The sequence below is a fragment of the Pseudomonas sp. DF5 genome, from assembly GCF_058148225.1.
On the sequence record NZ_JBYVYM010000002.1, the window covers coordinates 39,486 to 60,323 of the forward strand.

Sequence of the window (20,838 nt, forward strand, 5' to 3'; positions counted from 1 at the left end):
GGTCTCAATGGCACGGAAAGGCGGAGCTGTGACGGGTATCGTGCGCGGCGTTGTGCACCGCTTCGATGTGCGAGAAACCGGCGAAATACACAAGGCTAGCGCCAAGGATCGACGCACACACGGCGGCGGTCAGGCGTTGAGTCAGGGTCGTGGTGGTGCTGGCGATGCTCTTGTCGGTGTTGCTGGCGGTGTTGCTGATGATCGTCATGGCGCTTCCCTCTGGTCTGTCAGCGGGTGAATAGAGCGCATGAAAACCTCCGCACGCCAAGGGCTCGCAGAGATTTCGAACAGCGCCCGCCCACCGCGGGTTTGTTATTCAGTGAACGTAAAAGTCACTTTGTGTTGCGGGCCGGTCTCCGGGCTCGCGAGGGGCTGGGCTTGTGCCTGAACCTGCAAGCATCACCTTCCCATGCCCAATGACAGGCACAGTGGATCTGACGCTTCACTCGCTTACCGTTGCGGGGGCAGCACCGGACTGACATGGCTTTAGAGTAAAGCACATGATTCACCGGTTTCCCGTTTCACCCTGTGAAGGGCACCCGTAACAAGGCGTGTAGGAGAGCATGGGCGAGGGCGGGGAGTCAATTGGCAGGGGTTCTCACTAACACCCAATATCTGTGGCGAGGGGGCTTGCTCCCGCTCGAGCGCATAGCGGTCGCATCGGATTCATGCGGTCTGTCTGTAAGATTTGCAGTGCATGGTTTCACGACTGCTTCGCAGCCGAACGGGAGCAAGCTCCCTCGCCACAGGCAAGCCCCCTCGCCACAGGTGATCGCATTCGCCGACAAGACATTGACCCGCCCCCACACGATGCGTAGCCTTGCGCTTTCGAGGTTCTTCGGCGTCTGTCGAAGCTAAGAAGGGAACGCGGTCGATGCCGCGGCTGCCCCCGCAACTGTGAACGGTGATGTTCGCTGCCACGCCACTGCAAACCCTGTGCAACGGGTTCGCGGGAAGGCGCAGCGAATGCCGGGCCAACGCCCGGCGCGCCGTCAGCCAGGAGACCTGCCTCGACACAGATTCTCACTTTCAACCGGGCGGGGTGATCCGGTGGCGAACTCTTCAGGCACGCGCGCCCGCGTTGCCGGTCGTCGTCCCGTATGCCCGCCACCTTGCCAAAGGGCATCCGATGAAAACACTGGCCAAACTCCCCGTCACCATCGTTACCGGCTTCCTCGGTTCGGGCAAAACCACCTTGCTGCGGCACATGCTCGACAACGCCCAGGGCCGTCGCATCGCGGTGATCGTCAACGAGTTCGGCGAGCTGGGCATCGACGGCGAGATCCTCAAGCAATGCTCCATCGGCTGCACTGAAGAAGAGGCCAGCGGTCGCGTCTATGAATTGGCCAACGGCTGCCTGTGCTGCACCGTTCAGGAAGAATTCTTCCCGGTGATGCGCGAACTCGTAGCGCGTCGCGGCGACCTCGACCACATCCTCATCGAAACTTCGGGCCTGGCCCTGCCAAAGCCTTTGGTTCAAGCCTTCCAGTGGCCGGAAATCCGCAGCGCCTGCACCGTTGACGCGGTGATCACCGTGGTCGACAGCCCAGCCGTGGCCGCCGGCACCTTCGCGGCGTTCCCGGATCAAGTGGACGCCCAGCGCAAACTCGACCCGAACCTGGACCACGAATCGCCGCTGCACGAGCTGTTCGCCGACCAACTGGCCAGCGCCGACCTGGTAATCCTCAACAAAGCCGACCTGATCAGCGCCACGGACCTGGCCCGCGTGCGCCTGGAAGTCGCCGAAGAGCTGCCTCCAGCGGTAAAAGTCATCGAAGCCAGCAGCGGTCGCTTGCCACTGGACGTGCTGATCGGCCTCGGCGCCGGTTCCGAAGAACACATCGACAGCCGCCACAGCCATCACGATCACCACCACGAAGATGAAGACGACCACGATCACGACCATGACGCGTTCGACTCCATCTCGATCGAGCTGCCACAAGCCGACGAAAGCCTGCTGATGGACGCGCTGACGCAACTGGTGGTGCAGCACGGTATTCTGCGGGTCAAGGGTTTCGCTGCGGTGCCGAACAAGCCGATGCGCCTGTTGATTCAGGGCGTGGGCACGCGTTTCGACAAGCACTTTGACCGTCAGTGGGGGGCCGAGGAAGCGCGCACCACCCGTCTGGTGTTGATCGGTCAGTCGCTGGACGCCGTTCAACTCGAAGCGCAATTGCGCGCTGCGCTCAGCGTTTAACCCATGCACCTGCTCAGGACCCAGCCCGGCGGTTTCGTGTCGGATGACAACATTGCCGACCTTGGACAAACCCCCGCCGAGCTGGTGATCCTGTGCAGCGGCGATTCCAGTCTGGCGTTGCTCGCCGAGGCGGCGCAGCAGCTGCCCGACGATTACCCGAGCCTGCGCCTGGCCAACCCGATGCAGGTGCAGAATCACGCCTCGGTCGATCTTTATGTCGACGAAGTGCTGCGCCACGCCAAGGTGATTCTGATCTCGCTGCATGGCGGTATCGCCTATTGGCGTTACGGCATCGAGCGTCTGGTGGAATTGTCCCAGCGCGGTGTGCAGTTGATTCTGGTGCCGGGCGACGATCGTCCGGACCCGGAACTCAGCGACCTGAGCACCGTAATCCCCGAAGACCGCGACCGGCTCTGGCACTTCCTGCGTCAGGGCGGCATGGCCAATGCGCTCGACTTGTTTCGCTGCCTCGCCAGTCGCTGGCTGGGTCGCGATTATCCATGGTCCGAGCCTCAAACCCTGCCACGCACCGCGATCTACCACCCGCAAAAAAGCCCCGCGCACCTTCAGGATTGGCAAGCCGACTGGCAGGCCGATCAGCCGGTGGCGGCGGTGCTGTTTTACCGCTCGCACTTGCAGGCGGCGAACACCGGTTTCATCGATATTTTCTGCCAGCGTTTGCAGGCGGCGGGGCTCAACCCGTTGCCGATTGCGCTGGCCAGTCTGAAAGAGCCTGGCTGCCTGTCGGTGGTCGAGGACTGGCTGGATGACGTCGAGGCGGGGGTGATTCTGAACACCACCGGTTTCGCCCAGTCCAGCCCTGAAACGCCGCACCTGCGGCCGTTTCGTCGCAACATCCCGGTGATTCAGGCGATCTGCGCCCAGGACAACGAGCCCGGTTGGCGTGCCAGCGAGCAAGGCCTCGGTCCCCGTGACTTGGCGATGCACATCGCGCTGCCGGAGCTGGACGGGCGAATCATCAGTCGGCCGATCAGCTTCAAGGATCTGGCGTGGCGCAGCGAGCGCAGTCAGTCCGATGTGGTTTGCTATCGACCACAACCGGAACGGATGGATTTTGTCGCCGAACTGGCACGGCGCTGGATCGATCTGGCGCGAGTGCCCAACGGTGAAAAACGCATTGCCCTGATCCTCGCCAACTACCCGACTCGCGATGGACGCATCGGCAATGGCGTCGGTCTCGACACACCCGCCGCGGCGCTGAATATCCTGCGTGCGCTGCATCAAGAAGGTTATCCGTTGCCGGCCGAGTTGCCGGACAGCGGCACCGCGCTGATCCAGCAACTGCTCGGTGGCGTCAGCAATGACCTGGACACTATCGATCAACGCCCGTGTCAGCAAAGCCTGGCGCTGGACGATTACTTTTTGATGTTCAACGCGCTGCCCGAAGCCAACCGCGAGGCGGTGTTGCAACGTTGGGGCTCGCCTGAAAACGATCCGATGTTCCGTGGCGGGCGAATGATGATTGCCGGGTTGCGCTTCGGCCTGACCTTCGTCGGCATTCAACCAGCGCGGGGTTATCAGGTTGACCCGAGCGCGGTCTATCACGACCCGGACCTGGTGCCGCCCCACGGTTATCTGGCGTTTTACTTCTGGTTGCGCAACACCTACGGGGCCCACGGCGTGATCCACGTCGGCAAGCACGGCAACCTCGAATGGCTGCCGGGCAAGGGCGTCGGGCTGTCGGAAAACTGCTGGCCCGACGCGCTGCTTGGACCGCTGCCGAACATCTATCCGTTTATCGTCAACGACCCGGGCGAGGGCGCCCAGGCCAAGCGTCGTACGCAAGCGGTGATCATCGATCATCTGATGCCGCCGCTGACCCGCGCCGAAACCTACGGCCCGCTGCGTAATCTCGAATTGCTCGCCGACGAATATTACGAAGCGCAGTTGCTCGATCCGCGCCGTGCCCGGGAACTGCAGCGCGATATTCTGCAACTGGTGCGCGACACGCACATTGATCGCGAACTGCAACTGGACGAGAAGCTCGACAGCGATGCCGACGCGGCGATCTGGTTGCCGCGCCTGGACACCTACCTGTGTGACTTGAAGGAATCGCAGATTCGCGATGGCCTGCACGTGTTTGGCGAGTCGCCGACCGGGCGATTGCGCATCGACACTTTATTGGCCTTGCTGCGCATTCCCCGCGGCGACGGTCGTGGTGCGCAATCGAGCGTGCTGCGGGCGCTGGCCAAGGCGTTCGAATTGGGCTTCGATCCACTGGATTGCGTGTTGGCCGAGCCCTGGAACGGTCCTCGGCCGGATGCCTTGCAGGCGGTCAGTGATGAGCTGTGGCGCACGGCGGGGGACACCCGTGAGCGTCTGGAACTGTTCGCCGCGCAGTTGATCGAGCAAGCCTTGAGCACTGAAATCGATCGGCTGAGCGAGCCAGGCTGGTCCGACGTGAGCGCGATCATCGACAGCTTGCGCGAGGTGGTTGCGCCACGCCTGGACGCCTGCGGCCCGGCGGAAATGCACGGCCTGCTGGACGCCCTCAGCGGGCGATTCGTCCCGGCCGGGCCGAGTGGTGCGCCCAGCCGTGGACGGCTGGACGTGTTGCCCACCGGGCGCAATTTCTATTCGGTGGACGTGCGCAACCTGCCGACCACCACGGCGTGGCGCATCGGCTTTCAATCCGCGAACCTGATTCTCGAGCGGCATTTGCAGGATCACGGCGATCACTTGCGTCAGCTCGGCCTGTCGGTCTGGGGCACCGCGACCATGCGCACCGGCGGCGACGACATTGCCCAGGCCATGGCCTTGATGGGCGTGCGGCCGGTGTGGGCGACGGGCAGTCAGCGGGTCGACGACTTCGAGATTCTGCCGTTGAGCCTGCTGGACCGGCCGCGGGTGGACGTGACCTTGCGCGTCTCCGGATTCTTCCGCGATGCCTTTGCCAACCTGATCCGTTTATTCGATGCCGCCGTGCAAGCAGTCGCCGCGCTGGATGAACCGGACGATCTCAACCCGTTGGCAGCCAAGGTTCGTATCGAGCGCGAAGCGCTGCTGGAGTCCGGTCTGGATGAGGAGGTAGCCAGGCGACAGGCCGGGTGGCGGATCTTCGGGGCCAAGCCGGGTGCCTACGGTGCCGGCGTGCAAGGCGCCATCGACGGTCGTTTGTGGCAAAGCCGCGAAGACCTGGCCGAGGTTTACCTGAACTGGGGCGGCTACGCTTACGGCGGCTCCGATGAAGGCACCGCCGCCCGCGAGCAGTTTGCCCAGCGTCTGAGCCAGGTGCAGGCCGTGCTGCAAAACCAGGACAACCGCGAGCACGACTTGCTCGATTCCAACGACTATTACCAGTTCCAGGGCGGCATGCTGGCGGCCGTCGAAAGCCTCAGCGGTGCAGCGGCGGCGAGTTATCACGGCGACCACAGTCAGCCGGACTTGCCGAAGATCCGTACATTGAAGGAAGAGCTGAACCGGGTGATCCGTTCCCGGGCGGCCAATCCGAAATGGATCGACGGGATCAAGCGTCATGGCTATAAAGGCGCGTTCGAACTGGCGGCGACGGTCGATAACCTGTTTGCGTTCGACGCCACCACGCAGCTGATCGACGATCACCAGTATGCGTTGCTGGCGGACGCCTATTTGCTTGATCCGGCGACTCGAGAGTTTGTTCGCGAACACAATCCCCACGCCTTGCGCGACATGACCGAGCGCCTGCTCGAAGCGCAGCAACGGGGGATGTGGCAGGAACCGGGTGAATACCGCGAGGCGCTGGAGAATTTGTTGCTGGACATCGAAGAAGACGGGTAACTCTGTGGCACCGCTAACCTGTGGGAGCGAGGCTTGCCCGCGAAGAGGCCCTCACCGTCAATATTGATTTCGACTGAGCGGACGCCTTCGCGGGCAAGCCACGCTCCCACAGGTACAAGGTGTGCCTGCCACCGACCATGACTGAGATTTGAACATGACCGACACTCCCCATTTCCCGCTCTCCGCCGTGGTCGGCGCCGATGACTTGAAGCTCGCCCTGTACCTGACCGCCATCGACCCGAAAATCGGTGGCGTGCTGATCGAAGGCCCGCGCGGCATGGCCAAGTCGACCCTGGCCCGAGGTCTGGCGGACCTGCTGGCCAGCGGTCAATTCGTCACCTTGCCCCTGGGCGCCACCGAAGAACGACTGGTGGGCACCCTCGACCTCGACGCAGCCCTGAGCGAAGGGCGCGCACAGTTTTCTCCGGGTGTATTGGCCAAGGCCGATGGCGGCGTGCTCTACGTCGATGAAGTGAACTTGCTGCCCGATCACCTCGTGGACCTGCTGCTCGACGTGGCCGCCAGCGGCACCAACCTGATCGAGCGCGACGGGATTTCCCATCGGCATTCGGCGAAGTTTGTGCTGATCGGCACCATGAACCCGGAAGAGGGCGAACTGCGCCCGCAACTGCTCGACCGCTTTGGCCTGAACGTCGCCCTCAGTGGCCATACCGCACCCGCCGAGCGCGGCCAGATCATCCGTCGTCGACTGGATTTCGACAGCGATCCGCAAGGGTTCTGCGCCGAGTGGGAAAGTCAGCAACACGCCCTGCGCGAGCGTTGCCAGAAGGCGCGTGCGGCCCTGGCGAGTATCCCGCTCGACGATGCCGCACTGGCGCAGATCACCGAGCGCTGCTTTGCTGCCGGCGTCGATGGCTTGCGGGCCGACCTGGTCTGGCTGCGCGCGGCGCGGGCACATGCGGCGTGGCGCGGTGCGAACGCCATTGCCGAAGAGGATATCGACGCGGTCGCCGAATTTGCCTTGCGTCATCGTCGTCGGGAGCATTCGACCTCTGCGCCGCAAAACTCCCAAGCGCCACAGCAATCCCCTGCGCAAACCACCAACCCGAACGAAGGTCAGGGCCAGTGGGGCGAAATGCCCGCCCAGGCGCTGCCGGTCGGTGCTCGACGTGAAGTGCCGAGCTGGCCAAAAAAGCCCTAGGCATTCGCCCTCGATCAGACGCGGGGGCGAATGCCAGACCCCGCGCAGGCCGGCTGGATCACGGTAAACAGGGCAAGCGTCACGCCGCCCGTAGCGGATCGGTCAACTGGCCCGGCACCTTGCTCAATGGCCGACCGCGTCAACGCGATGACCTATTGTTCCATCTGCGGACCCGCACCCCGCATGAACTGTGGCTGGTGATCGTCGATGCCTCGGCTTCGACCCGGCGCCATCAGGCGTTGAGCGATGCCAAGGGCTTGCTGGCGCAACTGTTCGACGATGCCTATCGCCAGCGCGCACGCCTGGCTTTGCTGACCGCCAGCGGTCACTTGCCGAAGTGGCAGGTGCAGGGGTTGAAAGCTTCTGCGGGCTTACGCGATTGGCTCGAGGGATTGGGCGCCGGCGGCGGGACGCCGATGCTGGCGGCGCTGGGCGAGGCGGGGCACTGGCTGGTGGCACGGCAAAAGCGTTTTCAGGCCGAACAGCAGCGGCTGTTGCTAGTGACGGATGGACGGTTGAAGGAATGGTCGACATTGCCGGAGCTGGATTGTCCGGGGTTGCTGATCGACATCGAGCGCGGGCCGATTCGGCTCGGGCGGGCAAAGGTGTTGGCAGCGCAGTTACAGGTTGATTATCGACATATCGATGAGCTGATTTCAGGTTGAGTTTTGTGCTGACAGTGCTGGCCCCATCGCATCGCTGCCCTATGCTCTGTAAGCAAACCCATCACAGGAGTGACCCATGCGCGTTCTAGCCCGCAACGATCAGGACGATTTCCGCGTCAAAGCCTACGCTGGCACCAACGGTGTGCTGCTGGCCATCGACCTGGCCGAACCCCGCCGCAAAGGCCTGCTGGGGTTTGCCATCGAAAAACAGCAAGGCGATAAACCCTGGCTGTTTCTGTTCAACAGCCTAACCTTTCCCGGCAAGGATCATACGTTCCCTCAGTTTCACGCCACCCCGAGCGATGCCGCGCCTTTGCAGAAATTTCGCTGGGCCGATTACGCGATCAATCCGGGTGTGACGATCCATTATCGGGTTCACCTGGCCTATGGCACTGCCGATGCGCCACAGTTGGGTGAAAGCCTGGAAGTGACGGTCACCACGGACAATGGCCTGCCCAAGGGCCAGAACGTGATTTTCAATCGGGCGGTGGCTGCCAGCCAGGCGTTCCAGCGCAAATTCGCCGACCTCGATGCGCTGCTCAGCGTCAACAAGAAACTGCCCATCGAAGAATGGCCCGACGCGCCGCGGCAATGGCTGGAAAATGGTCTGCTCGCACGCCTGCTTGGGTTTATCGAACGTGCCGTGGATGGCCAGTGGGCGCTGGACATCGCGATCTATGAATACCAGTTGCAGGCGATCGTCGATGCGGTGAACGCCGCCTTCGAGCGCGGTGTAAAGGTTCGGGTCCTGTACCACGCCCAACCCGGCGAAGACACCACGGCGTTGAACGAAGCCAGCCTGGAAAAAATCCCGGCGGCGAATAAGCGTGGGCGAGTCACCCACAATATCTTTCACGATAAGTTCATGGTCCTGAGCCGGCTCGATGCGGCGGGGCAGCATCAGCCCGAAGCGGTACTCTGCGGCAGTACCAACTTCACTGCCAACGGCGTCTACCGTCAGGCCAATGTCGTGCATGTGCTGGACGACGCTCGGATCGGCGCCACTTACCTGCAAACCTTCGAGCAGGTCTGGGCCACACCGACGGACGTCGGCGCCACGCGGGACTGGCTCACGGAACATAATCCAATGCAGCCTGACCAGCCGCTGTTCGCCGGCTTTTCACCGCGCTCGGGCGAGGGCGACTTGAGTGAGTTCATCAAGATCATCAACGCCGCCAAAAAAGACCTGCTGTTTGTCACCGCATTCACCTTGCCGGACAAAATACTCAACGCGCTGCTCGGCCAGCCTCACGACGACATCTTGCGTTACGGCCTGCAAAACACGGTCAGCAGCATCACCGGTTTCCACGCCGACCGCACCGCCGAATTCGCTGCCACCGCGCTGCTCAACACCGGCCTGGAAGGCTGGCTCAAGGAAAACATGAAAGGCCAGAAGGGCAACCTGCTGGTGCACACCAAAGCCATCGTCGTCGACTTCACCAGCGACTCACCGACCATCATCAGCGGCAGCCACAACCTCAGTGACGCAGCCAGCAACGGCAATGACGAAAACTACCTGATCATCCGTGGCGACACCGACCTGGCCGATCGTTACGGGCTGGAACTGCTGCGCTTTTACGAGCATTACCGGTTCCGCTACTTCGCAAAGAAACTGCAACTCAAGCAGGTCCGGCCGTTGGCGACGGATGACAGCTGGACCGATGACTATTACCGCGAGGGCGACCTGCGGATGTTGTCGCGGCTGCGTTTTTCCGGACGATAAGCACGCTAGTGATTCCCTGTGGAAGATTCTTTGTGGCGAGGGGGCTTGCCCGCGAAGACGGCAGCACAATCAACATTGATGTCGACTGACACACCGCTTTCGCGAGCAAGCCCGCTCCCACAGGGTTCGGTGTGTTATTGCGATAGTGGTCGACTCAAACGTTACTCATCAAACGTGCATTCAACCGCTCCCGTGCCCGAGGCGCAGTGCATAAGGTGCTGAGGGTTTTCTGTAACCACGGCAAGTCGCGACGCGGTTTTCGGGCAACTCTTTTGGGCCTGAGCTTGCCGATGTGCTTTTTGAAATGTTCTTCCAGGGTTTCCGGGGTCCCTATGCCCTTGAGCTTCGCCAGCAGCTTCCCCTCCTTGCAAAAGAGCACAGTGGGTGTGCCTTTGACTTCCGGATGCCGAGGGGACTTGCTTGTATCCAGCACATAGATGCACGCGTGATCTTTGTACTTCTCGGCAATTTCACGGAAAACCGGCTCGGCCCATTCGCAGGCGGGACAGTGGTCGTTGCCGAAATACAGAATCACCGTGCGCCAGGTGTTGAGCACTTTGCGGTAGGCCGGATCCAGTGGGTGGGTGGACATCGAACTCATTGAAATCTCCTTTTCAAAGACTATCGAAGGCCCTTTGACGTTAAAGGAGGCGAGCGGGTGGGTCTACTGTCAGAAATTACAGGTGGGGTTCGGTGCCAGTGGTCCAAATTCCAATTTCTATGAGTAAAGGATAGATGCCAGACTTGGTTCGGAGTGCTATTTTTAGCGCCATTAAAAGCACTTCAAGGAGTAGCGTAATGACACACATCGTGCTTTCACAGGTCGTAGCGAGCATTTCCGAACTAAAGAAAAACCCCATGGGGACGGTCGCTGCCGGTGGTGGTTTGTCTGTCGCAATCCTCAACCGTAATGAGCCCGCTTTCTACTGCGTCCCAGCCAAAGAATACGAAGCGATGATGGACCGGCTTGAAGACATGGAGCTGGTAGCCCTTTGCCGCGAACGAGAAAACGATCCTACGATCAAGGTTTCTATCGATGACCTATGAGCTGGAGTTTTCTGAAAAGGCCTGGAAGGAGTGGCAGAAGCTTGGGTCAACGTTGAGGGAGCAGTTCAAGAAGAAGCTTCAGGAGCGGTTGGCTAATCCGCACGTTCCAGCGGATCGGCTGAGTGGGCTGGGCAATGCTTACAAGATCAAGCTGCGTAGTGCCGGGTATCGATTGGTTTATCGGGTTGTGGATGAGGTTCTGGTAGTGACGGTAATAGCGGTTGGTAAACGGGAGCGCGGGCAAGTTTATGAGGAGGCTGTTAAGCGTTAGGAAGTATGCAGTTACAGACCTGTTCTTACAGGTACCTCAAGCGCCTGTAGGCGCATGACTTGCCTCGATCGCGATTTGAGTGCACCCCAAGGTTGAGTGCGCCCTGAAATGTGACCCAATTACCCGCACCCTGTAGCCATAAGTAGCGTTCAGCACTTGTGCATTTTGTAACGTCTGTTTGGCGTTCTAGCGCATCCACTTCGCATCCACTTGATTCAAATCACTTTTCAAATCCCCCGAGATTCCGCCCACAACCTGTGGCACACTTTCTGCTGTCTATTCCGTTGTTACATACCAAGTTCCGGTATAGCGGAATAAACACAGCCCTGGAGTGCTTGCCATGCATCGCCGACTTTCCTTGTTTAAAGCGTGTGTTTTCGTTCTCGCGGCTTCGGCCGCTGTCATGGGTGTCGCCCAAGCGGCAGACAGCAAGCTCGACAGCGTGCTGGCCCGTGGGAAATTGATCGTGGGCACGGGCAGTACCAACGCGCCGTGGCACTTCCAGGGAGCGGACGGCAAGTTGCAGGGTTTTGATATCGATATCGCGCGGATGGTGGCCAAGGGGTTGTTCAACGACCCGAGCAAGGTCGAGTTCGTGGTGCAGTCGTCCGATGCGCGGATTCCGAACCTGCTGACCGACAAGGTCGACATGAGTTGCCAGTTCATCACCGTGACCGCCAGCCGGGCCCAACAGGTCGCGTTCACGCTGCCGTACTACCGCGAAGGTGTTGGCCTGTTGCTGCCGGCCAACAGCAAGTACAAGGAAATCGAAGACCTCAAGGCCGCCGCCGACGGCGTGACCGTGGCGGTGCTGCAGAACGTGTACGCCGAAGAACTGGTGCATCAGGCACTGCCCAAGGCCAAAGTCGATCAATACGACAGCGTTGACTTGATGTATCAGGCGGTGAACTCCGGCCGGGCCGACGCGGCGGCCACCGATCAGTCGTCGGTGAAATACCTGATGGTGCAGAACCCTGGCCGTTATCGCAGCCCGACCTACGCCTGGAGCCCGCAGACCTACGCCTGTGCGGTCAAACGCGGCGATCAGGATTGGCTGAACTTCGTCAACACCGTCCTGCATGAGGGCATGACCGGTGTCGAATTCCCGACTTACGCGGCCTCCTTCAAACAATGGTTCGGTGTCGACCTGCCAACCCCAGCCATCGGTTTTCCAGTCGAATTCAAATGATCCCGTGAGAGCGGGGTGCCGATAACGCGCCCCGCTCAAGGTACTGCTGACCATGAACTATCAGTTGAATTTTGCCGCCGTGTGGCGCGACTTCGACACCTTGCTGGCGGGGCTCGGCCTGGGTCTTGAGCTGGCGCTGGTGTCGATCGCCATCGGCTGCGTGATCGGCCTGCTGATGGCGTTTGCTTTGCTGTCGAAGCATCGCGCATTGCGGGTGCTGGCGTCGGTGTATGTGACGGTGATCCGTAATACGCCGATTCTGGTGTTGATTCTGTTGATCTACTTCGCGCTGCCGAGCCTGGGGATTCGTCTGGACAAGATCCCCTCGTTCATCATCACCCTGTCGCTGTATGCCGGGGCCTATCTGACTGAAGTGTTTCGTGGGGGGCTGTTGAGCATTCCCAAGGGGCTGCGTGAAGCCGGGTTGGCGATCGGCTTGGGCGAGTGGCAGGTCAAGGCGTACGTCACCGTGCCGGTGATGCTGCGCAATGTGCTGCCGGCGCTGTCGAACAACTTCATTTCGCTGTTCAAGGACACCTCGCTGGCGGCGGCGATTGCCGTGCCGGAGCTGACCTATTACGCGCGCAAGATCAATGTCGAGAGCTACCGGGTGATTGAAACCTGGCTGGTGACCACAGCGCTCTATGTTGCGGCCTGTTACCTCATTGCCATGATGCTGCGTTACCTCGAGCAGCGTCTGGCGATTCGCCGATAGGAGGCCCCATGTACGAATCCCCCAGCTGGTTGCATGAGTTATGGGTGGCCCGGGATGTCCTGTGGCAGGGCTTCCTGACCAGTGTGCAGTGCTCAGGCCTGGCGATTTTGCTGGGTACGCTGGTCGGCATCGTCGCCGGCCTGGTACTCACCTACGGCACGTTTTGGATGCGCGCGCCGTTTCGGTTTTACGTCGACATCATTCGCGGCACACCGGTGTTCGTGTTGGTGCTGGCCTGCTTCTACATGGCGCCGGCACTGGGCTGGCAGATCAGCGCCTTCGGGGCAGGTACTTTGGGCCTGACGCTGTTTTGCGGTTCCCATGTCGCCGAGATCGTGCGCGGTGCGTTGCAAGCGCTGCCCAGCGGTCAGATGGAAGCGAGCAAGGCCATCGGCCTGACGTTTTACCAGGCGCTGGGTTATGTGTTGCTGCCCCAGGCATTGCGGCAGATTTTGCCGACGTGGGTCAACTCGTCCACCGAGATCGTCAAGGCGTCGACCTTGTTGTCGGTGATCGGCGTCGCCGAGCTGCTGCTCAGCACCCAGCAGATCATCGCCCGGACCTTCATGACCCTGGAGTTTTACCTGTTCGCCGGATTGCTGTTTTTCGTCATCAACTACGCCATCGAATTACTCGGCCGGCACATTGAAAAGCGGGTGGCCTTGCCATGACACAAGCTCAAGTTTCGACCCAGAACCAGGCGCTGCTGGACATTCGCGGCCTGCACAAGCAATACGGCCAGCTCGAAGTGCTCAAGGGCGTCGACCTGACCATGCAGCGCGGCAATGTGGTCACGCTGATCGGCTCCAGCGGCTCGGGCAAGACCACGCTGCTGCGCTGCGTGAACATGCTCGAAGAGTTCCAGGGCGGGCAGATTCTGCTCGACGGTGAATCCATCGGCTATGACGAGGTCAATGGCAAGCGCGTGCGCCACCCGGAAAAGGTCATCGCCCGCCATCGCGCCATGACCGGCATGGCTTTCCAGCAATTCAATCTGTTCCCGCACCTCACCGCGTTGCAGAACGTCACCCTTGGTTTGCTCAAGGTGAAAAAGCTGCATAAGGATGAAGCCGTGGCGCTGGCGGAAAAATGGCTGCAGCGGGTTGGCCTGCTGGAGCGCCGCGATCATTACCCCGGTCAGTTGTCCGGTGGTCAGCAACAGCGCGTGGCGATTGCCCGGGCGATTGCGATGAACCCGAGCCTGATGCTGTTCGATGAAGTCACCTCGGCCCTCGATCCGGAACTGGTGGGCGAAGTGTTGAACGTGATCAAGGGCCTGGCCGAGGACGGCATGACCATGTTGCTGGTGACCCACGAAATGCGCTTTGCCTTCGAGGTCTCGGACAAGATCGTGTTCATGAATCAGGGGCGGATCGAAGAGCAGGGGCCGCCCAAGGAACTGTTCGAGCGCCCGCAGTCGCCGCGACTGGCGGAATTTCTCAAGAGCACCCGCTTTTAAGCCTTCACTTTTTAATCAGGAGAAACATCCATGAGCATTACTCGTTACGGCACCGGCAGCACTGCCGGTGGCGGCCAGCCCCGTCCTTTTGCCCGCGCCGTCGAAGCCGATGGCTGGCTGCACGTGTCCGGCCAAGTGCCGGCGGTGGATGGTGAAATCATCGTGGGCGGGATTGTCGAGCAGACTCACCAGGCCATGAAAAACCTGATCGCGATTCTGGAAGAGGCCGGTTACGGGCTCGAAGACGTGGTGCGCACGGGCGTGTGGCTGGAAGACCCGCGGGACTTCTGGAGTTTCAACAAGGTGTTTTCCGAGTACTTCAAAAGCGAACACGCCCCAGCCCGGGCCTGCGTGCAGGCGAACATGATGGTCGATTGCAAGGTCGAGATTGATTGCATCGCCTACAAGAAAAAGGCCTGAACCGCAGTGAATTCTTCGCGGGCAAGCCTCGCTCCTACAAACGGCGAAATCCTGTAGGAGCGAGGCTTGCCCGCGAAGGCGGCCTTCTGGGTAAACTCCCGGCACTCTGAATGGGAACCTGAAGATATGACCGAAGACACCATCAAGCGCCGGGCTCGCGGTCTGGACCGGGCGTTCGACATCCTCGATTTCCTCAAGGAAATCGGCCAGCCCCTGCGCCCGAACGAAATCGCCAGCGGCATTGGCAGCCCGAAATCCACGGTCTACGAACTGGTTGCGTCCTTATTGGAGCGGCGCATCCTCGAACCCGTGGGCAAGGAAGGTCACGTTTACCTCGGTCGTCAGCTGTACTTCCTCGGACAAGCGCATCTGCGTCATTTCGACCTGTCCCGCGAGGCCGATCACGCCTTGCAGGAAATCGTCAGCCAGACCCGCGAAACCGCGCAGATGTGCCTGCTCAACGGGCGCAAATACACCGTGGCATTGATGAAAGAGGGTGAGCGGCATTTCCGCATTTCCTCGGACATCGGCGAAAACGCGCCGATCCCCTGGACCGCTTCCGGGCGCCTGCTGCTGGCGCACCTGAGCGATCAGCAGATCGTCGATTTGATCGACCCCGAAGACTTCATCCTGCCCGACGGCGAGCGTCTGCCGCTGGAGCAGTTTCTCGCGGAAATCCGCCAGGCCGCCATCGACGGATTCTTTTCCTTCGACAGCGTCGCCGACACCTTTACCCATTGCTTCGCCGCCCCGGTCAAAGACCCGAGCGGCGTGGCCATCGCGACCCTGTGCATCGTCGCCCCACGGGCCGATGCGAAGAACAATTACAACGACTATCGCCGGGTGCTGATCGACAGCGCCAACAGCCTCGCCCGGCGTATCAACGAATAACAGCGGCTGCCTGCGGCCGTGTGTGAGGAGATCGACCATGTCTACTGCCATCAATACCGCCGCCGTGGAAAAGGGCGCCGCCCAGACCGGCGCCAACCTGGTGCGGGACGTCAGCCTGCCGGCCCTGGTGCTGCACCGCGACGCGCTGGAACACAACATTCGCTGGATGCAGGACTTCGTCAGCCACAGCGGCGCGGAACTGGCACCTCACGGTAAAACCAGCATGACCCCGGCGCTGTTTCGTCGCCAACTGGACGCCGGTGCCTGGGGCATCACCCTGGCCAGTGCCACGCAAACCCGTGCGGCCTACGCCCATGGTGTGCGCCGGGTACTGATGGCCAATCAACTGGTCGGCACGCCAAATATGGCGCTGATCGCCGACCTGCTGGCAGACCCGACTTTCGATTTTTATTGCATGGTCGATCACCCGGATAACGTCGCCGACCTCGGCGCGTTTTTCGCCTCGCGCGGTGTGCGCCTGAACGTGATGATCGAGTACGGCGTGGTCGGCGGTCGTTGCGGTTGCCGCACCGAAGCCGAAGTGCTGGCACTGGCCAAGGCTATCAACGCTCAACCGGCGTTGGCGCTGACCGGTATCGAAGGTTACGAAGGAGTGATTCACGGCGATCATGCGGTGAGCGGCATCCGCGAGTTCGCCGCTTCCCTGGTGCGTCTGGCGGTGCAGCTACAGGACAGCGGCGCGTTCGCGATTGCCAAGCCGATCATCACTGCGTCGGGCTCGGCCTGGTACGACCTGATCGCCGAGTCTTTCGAAGCGCAGAATGCCGGCGGGCGTTTCCTCAGCGTGCTGCGCCCCGGCAGTTACGTGGCCCACGACCATGGCATCTATAAAGAAGCGCAATGCTGCGTGCTCGACCGTCGCAGCGACCTGCACGAAGGTTTGCGACCGGCGCTGGAAGTCTGGGCGCATGTGCAGTCGTTGCCCGAACCGGGTTTTGCGGTGATCGCCCTGGGCAAGCGCGACGTGGCCTACGACGCCGGTTTGCCGGTGCCGTTGCTGCGTTACAAGGCCGGCGTGGTGCCGGCGATTGGCGATGATGTGAGTGCCTGCAAGGTGACGGCGGTGATGGACCAGCACGCCTTCATGACCGTGGCGCCGGGGGTTGAGTTGCGGGTGGGCGATATCATTTCGTTCGGGACTTCGCACCCGTGTTTGACGTTCGACAAGTGGCGTATCGGGTGTCTGGTGGATGAGCAGCTGAATGTTATCGAGACCATGGAAACCTGTTTTTAAGGTTTAGATCGAGGCGCGGCCATCGCGGGCAAGCCTCGCTCCTACAGGGTTGGTGTCGACCCACATTCCTTGTAGGAGCGAGGCTTGCCCGCGAAGACGTCCGCCCAGACACAACAGAAACACCAGAGACCCACAACATGAGCACTATCAGCCCCCTGGGCCCCAACACCCCGCGCATCGCCCTGATCGGCGAGTGCATGATCGAATTGCAGCAACGCGCCGACGGCTCTCTGCAACAGAGCTTCGGCGGCGATACCCTGAACACCGCGGTCTATCTGGCCCGTGAACTGGGCGATGGCGGCACGGTGGATTACGTCACTGCCCTGGGTGACGACAGTTTCAGCGATGCGATGTGCCAGAGTTGGGCCAGCGAACATATCGGGCTAGATATGGTTCAGCGGTTGCCCGGTCGCTTGCCCGGTCTGTATTGCATCCAGACCGATGCGGCCGGCGAGCGGCGTTTTCTCTACTGGCGCAATGAAGCGGCCGTGCGCGATTGCTTTACCACCCCGGCGGCCGCGCCGATCCTGGCGGCGCTGCCGGATTACGACGTGTTGTACTTCAGCGGCATCACCTTGGCGGTGCTCGGTGAGCAGGGCCGGGAGAAACTGCTGGACACCCTGATCGAAGCCCGACAGCGGGATGCGCGGATCGTGTTCGACAACAATTATCGACCACGCCTGTGGGCTTCGGTCGAGGAAGCACGGGCGGCCTATCGCCGTGTGCTGCCCTATGTCGACCTGGCGTTGCTGACGGTTGAGGACGAGCAAGCGCTGTTCCAGTTTTCCGATTGCGCGGCGGTGTTTGCCGCTTATGAGCAGATGGGCACGCCCGAAGTGGTGCTCAAGCGCGGTGCCGAGGCGTGTCTGATTCGCTGTGACGGCGAGTCGTTCGAAGTGCCGGCGCAAGTGGTCGAACGGGTGGTGGACACCACGGCGGCGGGGGATTCGTTCAGCGCGGCCTATCTGGCTTGCCGCCTCAAGGGCGGGAGCCCGGTCGAGGCTGCTGAAGCGGGGCATCGCTTGGCGAGTCGGGTGATTCAAGTGCCGGGGGCACTGATTCCCAAAGATTGAAATGCAATGCCTGTGGTGGCTGTGGTTTTTGTGGCGAGGGAGCCTCACCCTGTATATCGAGCCAACCGATCAGTCCCGGTAAAACACCTGCACCAGGTGATACCCGAACTTGCTCTTGATCGGCCCATGCACCACCCGCAGCGGTTTTTTGAAGATCACCGCATCGATCGCCCCGACCATCTGCCCGGGCCGTACTTCGCCAAGATCGCCGCCGCGTTTGCCGGACGGGCAGGTGGAGTATTTCTTGGCCAGCACATCGAAGGCTTCGCCCTTGGCGATGCGTTGTTTGAGCTGCTCGGCTTCTTCCGAGGTTTTCACCAGAATATGGCGGGCTTGGGCTTTCATGGGCAGTACCTTGCAACGGTGGTGGCTATGTTGGTGCCAGCGTGGGGCGCGCGATTATGCCTTAACTTAGCCGGCTTGGCCGATCATCGTGCGAATCTTGTTGGCCAACAGGTCCATGGAAAAGGGTTTGGCCACCATGTCCATGCCTTCCTCCAGGAAGCCCTGGCGTTCGGCGGCTTTCTCGGCATAGCCGGTAATGAACAGCACTTTGAGTTCCGGGCGGTGCTGACGAGCGATTTCCGCCAGTTGCCGACCGTTCATGCCCGGCAGCCCGACATCGGTTACCAGCAGATCAACCCGCAGGTCGGACTCCAGCAAGGGCAGGGCGCTCTGCGCATCTTCGGCTTCATGGGCGTGATAACCCAACTCTTTGAGCAGGTCGAGCACCAGCATGCGCACCGCCGGATCGTCTTCCACCAACACCACGGTTTCACCGGCAACCGCTGGCGGTGCTTCACCTGCGACGGGCAGCTGAGCGTGTTCCGGCAGGGCGACGTGCAACCGTGGCAAATACAGGCGAACGCTGGTGCCCTGGCCCGGCCGGCTGTGCAGGCTGACGTGCCCGCCCGATTGCTGGGCGAAACCATAGATCATCGACAACCCAAGGCCGGTGCCCTGGCCGATGGGTTTGGTGGTGAAGAACGGATCGAAGGCCTTGGCCAGTACCGATGGGGTCATGCCGGCACCGTTGTCGCTGACGGCAATCATCAGGTAATCCCCGGCCCTGACCGGCTCCAGCGGGGTGACGTCGCTGCCGTCGAGGTGAACATTGGCGGTTTCGATCAACAGCTCGCCGCCATCGGGCATCGCATCCCGGGCATTGATCACGAGGTTGAGCAAGGCGTTTTCCAGTTGGCTGACATCGGTACTGACCGGCCAGACCTCATCGGCCAGCTTCAGTTTGAGCTCGATGTGATCGCCCTTGGTCCGGCTGAGCAAGTCTTCCAGGGAATGCACCAGCTGGTTGGCGTCCAGTGGCCTGCGATCCAGTGACTGACGCCTTGAGAATGCCAGCAACCGATGGGTCAGGGCGGCGGCGCGATGGGCCGAGGACACTGCCGCTTCGGTGAAGCGACCGATCTCGGCCGCGCGCCCATCGGCAATGTAGCGCTGCATCAAATCGAGGCTGCCGATGATCCCGGTGAGCATGTTGTTGAAGTCATGGGCGATGCCGCCGGTGAGCTGGCCGACCGCTTCCATTTTCTGCGCATGCCGCAAGGCGTCTTCGGCACGCTCACGCTCGAACATCTCGTTCTGCAGTCGCTGGTTGGCTTCGGCCAGTTGTTGGGTGCGAGCGCTCACGCGTTCTTCCAGGGTTTCGTTGAGGTTGCGCAGCGCCTCTTCGGTCTGTTTGCGCTCGGTCTCGTCGATCACGAAGATGTAGAAACCATTCACCGCGCCGTCTGCGCCGTGGCGTGGCAGGTAGTTCATCAGGGCCTGGCGGGTGCTGCCATCGCGGTGATCGGCGCTGATGCTGAAACAACAGGTCTTGCCTTTAAGCGCCTCGGCGATGTATTCGGCGCGCAGGGCATAGGCTTCATCGCCGAGCACTTCACGAATGGTGCGGCCGTAAAGCTCCTGGGGCGTGAGGCCATACCATTCCAGATAGGCGGCATTGTTCAGGCGAAAGCGCTCTTCGCGGTCCACATAACTGATCAGGATAGGCATCGCGTTGATGATCAGTTGCAGCTCGGTCTGGCTTTGGCGCAAGGCCTGTTCGATGTGTTTGCGTTCGGTCAGGTCCAGCGCGGCGCCGAGAAAACGGATCGGCCGGCCATGGTGGTCCTTGTAGCAACGACCCCGGGCAAACACCCAGCGCAACTGGCCGTCGGCTTGCAGCAAGCGATATTCCTCGGCGTACTCGCTGCCATGGGTGATGCAGTGCTTGATGCTGCGGGCGATCATGGCGCGGTCTTCCGGGTGCACGCCGTGGAGGTATTCGCTGATCGGCAACTGGTTGGCCATGGCCGGATCGATGCCATGCAATTGCGCGAAGTGCGCATCGGCGATGAAACGGTCTTCACCAATGTCCCAGTCCCAGGTGCCGACGGCATCGGTGGCGGCCAGTGCCAGTTGCAGGCGCTGCTCGGTGTCTTGCTGGGCCTTGAGGCTGGCGGCGGAGCGTTGTTCCAGTTCGAGGGCGATGCGGCGGCGTTCGTTGGTTTCGATGGCCGTGACCAGAATCCCGGCAACCTCGGCGCTTTCATTGCGAATGGGGCTGTAGGTCAAATCCAGCCAGAAGTCGGAGTCCTGGCCGTCGCGCTGTAGGGTGAAGCGTTGCTCGCTGTAGGTCCGCACCTGGCCCTGTAGGACGGCGCTGTAAATCGGGTCGGTAAAGTCTTTGAGTTCCGGCCAGATCTGGTGCGCCGGTTGTCCGAAAGCGTGAGGGTGTTTGCTGCCGGCGAGGAAGGCGAAGCCGTCGTTGTAGATCTGCGTGAGCTGCGGGCCCCACAGCAATAGCATCGGCATTGGCGAGTGGATCACGATGTCCACCGCAGTGCGCAGGCTCTGCGGCCAGTTTTCGGCGGCGCCCAACGGGTTGTTTGTCCAGTCCAGTCGGGCAATCAAGGCCTGGGCATCGCTGGCGGTCGGTGGTGCGTTCATCTACATGTCCTGCGCGTGAGTCAGTGTGGCGGCGTCTACTATCCT

General features: G+C 61.3%; 19 protein-coding genes and 2 riboswitches. Of the genes, 15 read left to right on the forward strand and 4 right to left on the reverse strand.

Going from position 1 to position 20,838, the window contains the following annotated elements:
* Positions 1-4 precede the first annotated feature (4 nt).
* Positions 5-208 carry a CbtB domain-containing protein gene (locus tag AC30D7_RS02245; protein ID WP_490132863.1) on the reverse strand — a complete coding sequence of 68 codons (204 nt, stop codon included), beginning with the start codon at positions 206-208 and terminating at the stop codon, positions 5-7.
* A 122-nt stretch (positions 209-330) separates the two neighbouring features.
* Positions 331-558, reverse strand: a riboswitch (cobalamin riboswitch).
* Between the two features lie 256 nt (positions 559-814).
* Positions 815-1,027: riboswitch (cobalamin riboswitch) on the forward strand.
* A 102-nt stretch (positions 1,028-1,129) separates the two neighbouring features.
* On the opposite strand from AC30D7_RS02245, the gene cobW reads away from it, so the two are divergent.
* From cobW to AC30D7_RS02270, 5 genes are all read left to right on the forward strand, one after another.
* Positions 1,130-2,197 (forward strand): cobalamin biosynthesis protein CobW, encoded by a 1,068-nt coding sequence (gene cobW, locus AC30D7_RS02250; protein ID WP_490132864.1) that lies wholly within the window; start codon positions 1,130-1,132, stop codon positions 2,195-2,197.
* A 3-nt stretch (positions 2,198-2,200) separates the two neighbouring features.
* The gene (cobN, locus tag AC30D7_RS02255) at positions 2,201-5,974 is read left to right on the forward strand and encodes a cobaltochelatase subunit CobN (RefSeq protein ID WP_490132865.1); all 3,774 of its coding nucleotides are present in this window, start codon (positions 2,201-2,203) and stop codon (positions 5,972-5,974) included.
* A gap of 154 nt (positions 5,975-6,128) precedes the next feature.
* A complete protein-coding gene (locus tag AC30D7_RS02260; protein WP_064617088.1) occupies positions 6,129-7,136 on the forward strand; it encodes a magnesium chelatase ATPase subunit I in 1,008 nt (335 codons plus the stop codon).
* 119 nt (positions 7,137-7,255) lie between these two features.
* A complete protein-coding gene (locus AC30D7_RS02265; protein ID WP_138867274.1) occupies positions 7,256-7,801 on the forward strand; it encodes a vWA domain-containing protein in 546 nt (181 codons plus the stop codon).
* 76 nt (positions 7,802-7,877) lie between these two features.
* Complete coding sequence (locus tag AC30D7_RS02270) at positions 7,878-9,524, forward strand: phospholipase D-like domain-containing protein (RefSeq protein ID WP_490132866.1); 1,647 nt, start codon at positions 7,878-7,880, stop codon at positions 9,522-9,524.
* Positions 9,525-9,678: 154 nt separating this feature from the next.
* Here AC30D7_RS02270 and AC30D7_RS02275 read toward each other — a convergent pair whose 3' ends face one another.
* A complete protein-coding gene (locus tag AC30D7_RS02275; RefSeq protein WP_490132867.1) occupies positions 9,679-10,125 on the reverse strand; it encodes a thioredoxin family protein in 447 nt (148 codons plus the stop codon).
* A 197-nt stretch (positions 10,126-10,322) separates the two neighbouring features.
* Here AC30D7_RS02275 and AC30D7_RS02280 point away from each other — a divergent pair, with 197 nt between their 5' ends.
* The 10 genes from AC30D7_RS02280 to AC30D7_RS02325 all read left to right on the forward strand — a co-directional run bounded on the left by AC30D7_RS02280 (position 10,323) and on the right by AC30D7_RS02325 (position 17,844).
* Entirely contained in the window at positions 10,323-10,571 is a 249-nt protein-coding gene (locus AC30D7_RS02280; RefSeq protein ID WP_305412191.1) for a type II toxin-antitoxin system Phd/YefM family antitoxin, read from the forward strand.
* Positions 10,561-10,842: a type II toxin-antitoxin system RelE family toxin gene (locus AC30D7_RS02285; protein ID WP_413694770.1), complete on the forward strand. Its 282-nt coding sequence runs from the start codon at positions 10,561-10,563 to the stop codon at positions 10,840-10,842. The genes AC30D7_RS02280 and AC30D7_RS02285 overlap by 11 nt, the downstream gene beginning before the upstream one ends.
* A gap of 340 nt (positions 10,843-11,182) precedes the next feature.
* Positions 11,183-12,031 (forward strand): transporter substrate-binding protein, encoded by an 849-nt coding sequence (locus tag AC30D7_RS02290; protein WP_490132868.1) that lies wholly within the window; start codon positions 11,183-11,185, stop codon positions 12,029-12,031.
* Positions 12,032-12,083: 52 nt separating this feature from the next.
* Complete coding sequence (locus tag AC30D7_RS02295; protein WP_447792133.1) at positions 12,084-12,746, forward strand: amino acid ABC transporter permease; 663 nt, start codon at positions 12,084-12,086, stop codon at positions 12,744-12,746.
* Between the two features lie 8 nt (positions 12,747-12,754).
* A complete protein-coding gene (locus tag AC30D7_RS02300; RefSeq protein ID WP_018927656.1) occupies positions 12,755-13,417 on the forward strand; it encodes an amino acid ABC transporter permease in 663 nt (220 codons plus the stop codon).
* A complete protein-coding gene (locus AC30D7_RS02305) occupies positions 13,414-14,205 on the forward strand; it encodes an amino acid ABC transporter ATP-binding protein (protein ID WP_490132869.1) in 792 nt (263 codons plus the stop codon). Before AC30D7_RS02300 ends, AC30D7_RS02305 begins: the two co-directional genes overlap by 4 nt.
* Before the next feature lie 30 nt (positions 14,206-14,235).
* Positions 14,236-14,625 (forward strand): RidA family protein, encoded by a 390-nt coding sequence (locus tag AC30D7_RS02310; protein WP_490132870.1) that lies wholly within the window; start codon positions 14,236-14,238, stop codon positions 14,623-14,625.
* A gap of 126 nt (positions 14,626-14,751) precedes the next feature.
* Entirely contained in the window at positions 14,752-15,516 is a 765-nt protein-coding gene (locus AC30D7_RS02315; RefSeq protein WP_490132871.1) for an IclR family transcriptional regulator, read from the forward strand.
* A gap of 37 nt (positions 15,517-15,553) precedes the next feature.
* Positions 15,554-16,771: an amino acid deaminase gene (locus AC30D7_RS02320; RefSeq protein ID WP_490132872.1), complete on the forward strand. Its 1,218-nt coding sequence runs from the start codon at positions 15,554-15,556 to the stop codon at positions 16,769-16,771.
* Between the two features lie 137 nt (positions 16,772-16,908).
* Complete coding sequence (locus tag AC30D7_RS02325) at positions 16,909-17,844, forward strand: sugar kinase (RefSeq protein ID WP_490132873.1); 936 nt, start codon at positions 16,909-16,911, stop codon at positions 17,842-17,844.
* Positions 17,845-17,913: 69 nt separating this feature from the next.
* Here AC30D7_RS02325 and AC30D7_RS02330 read toward each other — a convergent pair whose 3' ends face one another.
* A complete protein-coding gene (locus tag AC30D7_RS02330; protein ID WP_007933743.1) occupies positions 17,914-18,189 on the reverse strand; it encodes a peptidylprolyl isomerase in 276 nt (91 codons plus the stop codon).
* 66 nt (positions 18,190-18,255) lie between these two features.
* A complete protein-coding gene (locus AC30D7_RS02335; RefSeq protein ID WP_490132874.1) occupies positions 18,256-20,793 on the reverse strand; it encodes a PAS domain-containing hybrid sensor histidine kinase/response regulator in 2,538 nt (845 codons plus the stop codon).
* Positions 20,794-20,838 lie beyond the last annotated feature (45 nt).

Bases quoted from the DNA above. Each gene is read 5' to 3' on its own strand.
- AC30D7_RS02245 (WP_490132863.1), bottom strand. From the start codon at position 208: ATGACGATCATCAGCAACACCGCCAGCAACACCGACAAGAGCATCGCC.
- cobW (WP_490132864.1), top strand. From the start codon at position 1,130: ATGAAAACACTGGCCAAACTCCCCGTCACCATCGTTACCGGCTTCCTC.
- cobN (WP_490132865.1), top strand. From the start codon at position 2,201: ATGCACCTGCTCAGGACCCAGCCCGGCGGTTTCGTGTCGGATGACAAC.
- AC30D7_RS02260 (WP_064617088.1), top strand. From the start codon at position 6,129: ATGACCGACACTCCCCATTTCCCGCTCTCCGCCGTGGTCGGCGCCGAT.
- AC30D7_RS02270 (WP_490132866.1), top strand. From the start codon at position 7,878: ATGCGCGTTCTAGCCCGCAACGATCAGGACGATTTCCGCGTCAAAGCC.
- AC30D7_RS02275 (WP_490132867.1), bottom strand. From the start codon at position 10,125: ATGAGTTCGATGTCCACCCACCCACTGGATCCGGCCTACCGCAAAGTG.
- AC30D7_RS02280 (WP_305412191.1), top strand. From the start codon at position 10,323: ATGACACACATCGTGCTTTCACAGGTCGTAGCGAGCATTTCCGAACTA.
- AC30D7_RS02285 (WP_413694770.1), top strand. From the start codon at position 10,561: ATGACCTATGAGCTGGAGTTTTCTGAAAAGGCCTGGAAGGAGTGGCAG.
- AC30D7_RS02290 (WP_490132868.1), top strand. From the start codon at position 11,183: ATGCATCGCCGACTTTCCTTGTTTAAAGCGTGTGTTTTCGTTCTCGCG.
- AC30D7_RS02295 (WP_447792133.1), top strand. From the start codon at position 12,084: ATGAACTATCAGTTGAATTTTGCCGCCGTGTGGCGCGACTTCGACACC.
- AC30D7_RS02300 (WP_018927656.1), top strand. From the start codon at position 12,755: ATGTACGAATCCCCCAGCTGGTTGCATGAGTTATGGGTGGCCCGGGAT.
- AC30D7_RS02305 (WP_490132869.1), top strand. From the start codon at position 13,414: ATGACACAAGCTCAAGTTTCGACCCAGAACCAGGCGCTGCTGGACATT.
- AC30D7_RS02310 (WP_490132870.1), top strand. From the start codon at position 14,236: ATGAGCATTACTCGTTACGGCACCGGCAGCACTGCCGGTGGCGGCCAG.
- AC30D7_RS02315 (WP_490132871.1), top strand. From the start codon at position 14,752: ATGACCGAAGACACCATCAAGCGCCGGGCTCGCGGTCTGGACCGGGCG.
- AC30D7_RS02320 (WP_490132872.1), top strand. From the start codon at position 15,554: ATGTCTACTGCCATCAATACCGCCGCCGTGGAAAAGGGCGCCGCCCAG.
- AC30D7_RS02325 (WP_490132873.1), top strand. From the start codon at position 16,909: ATGAGCACTATCAGCCCCCTGGGCCCCAACACCCCGCGCATCGCCCTG.
- AC30D7_RS02330 (WP_007933743.1), bottom strand. From the start codon at position 18,189: ATGAAAGCCCAAGCCCGCCATATTCTGGTGAAAACCTCGGAAGAAGCC.
- AC30D7_RS02335 (WP_490132874.1), bottom strand. From the start codon at position 20,793: ATGAACGCACCACCGACCGCCAGCGATGCCCAGGCCTTGATTGCCCGA.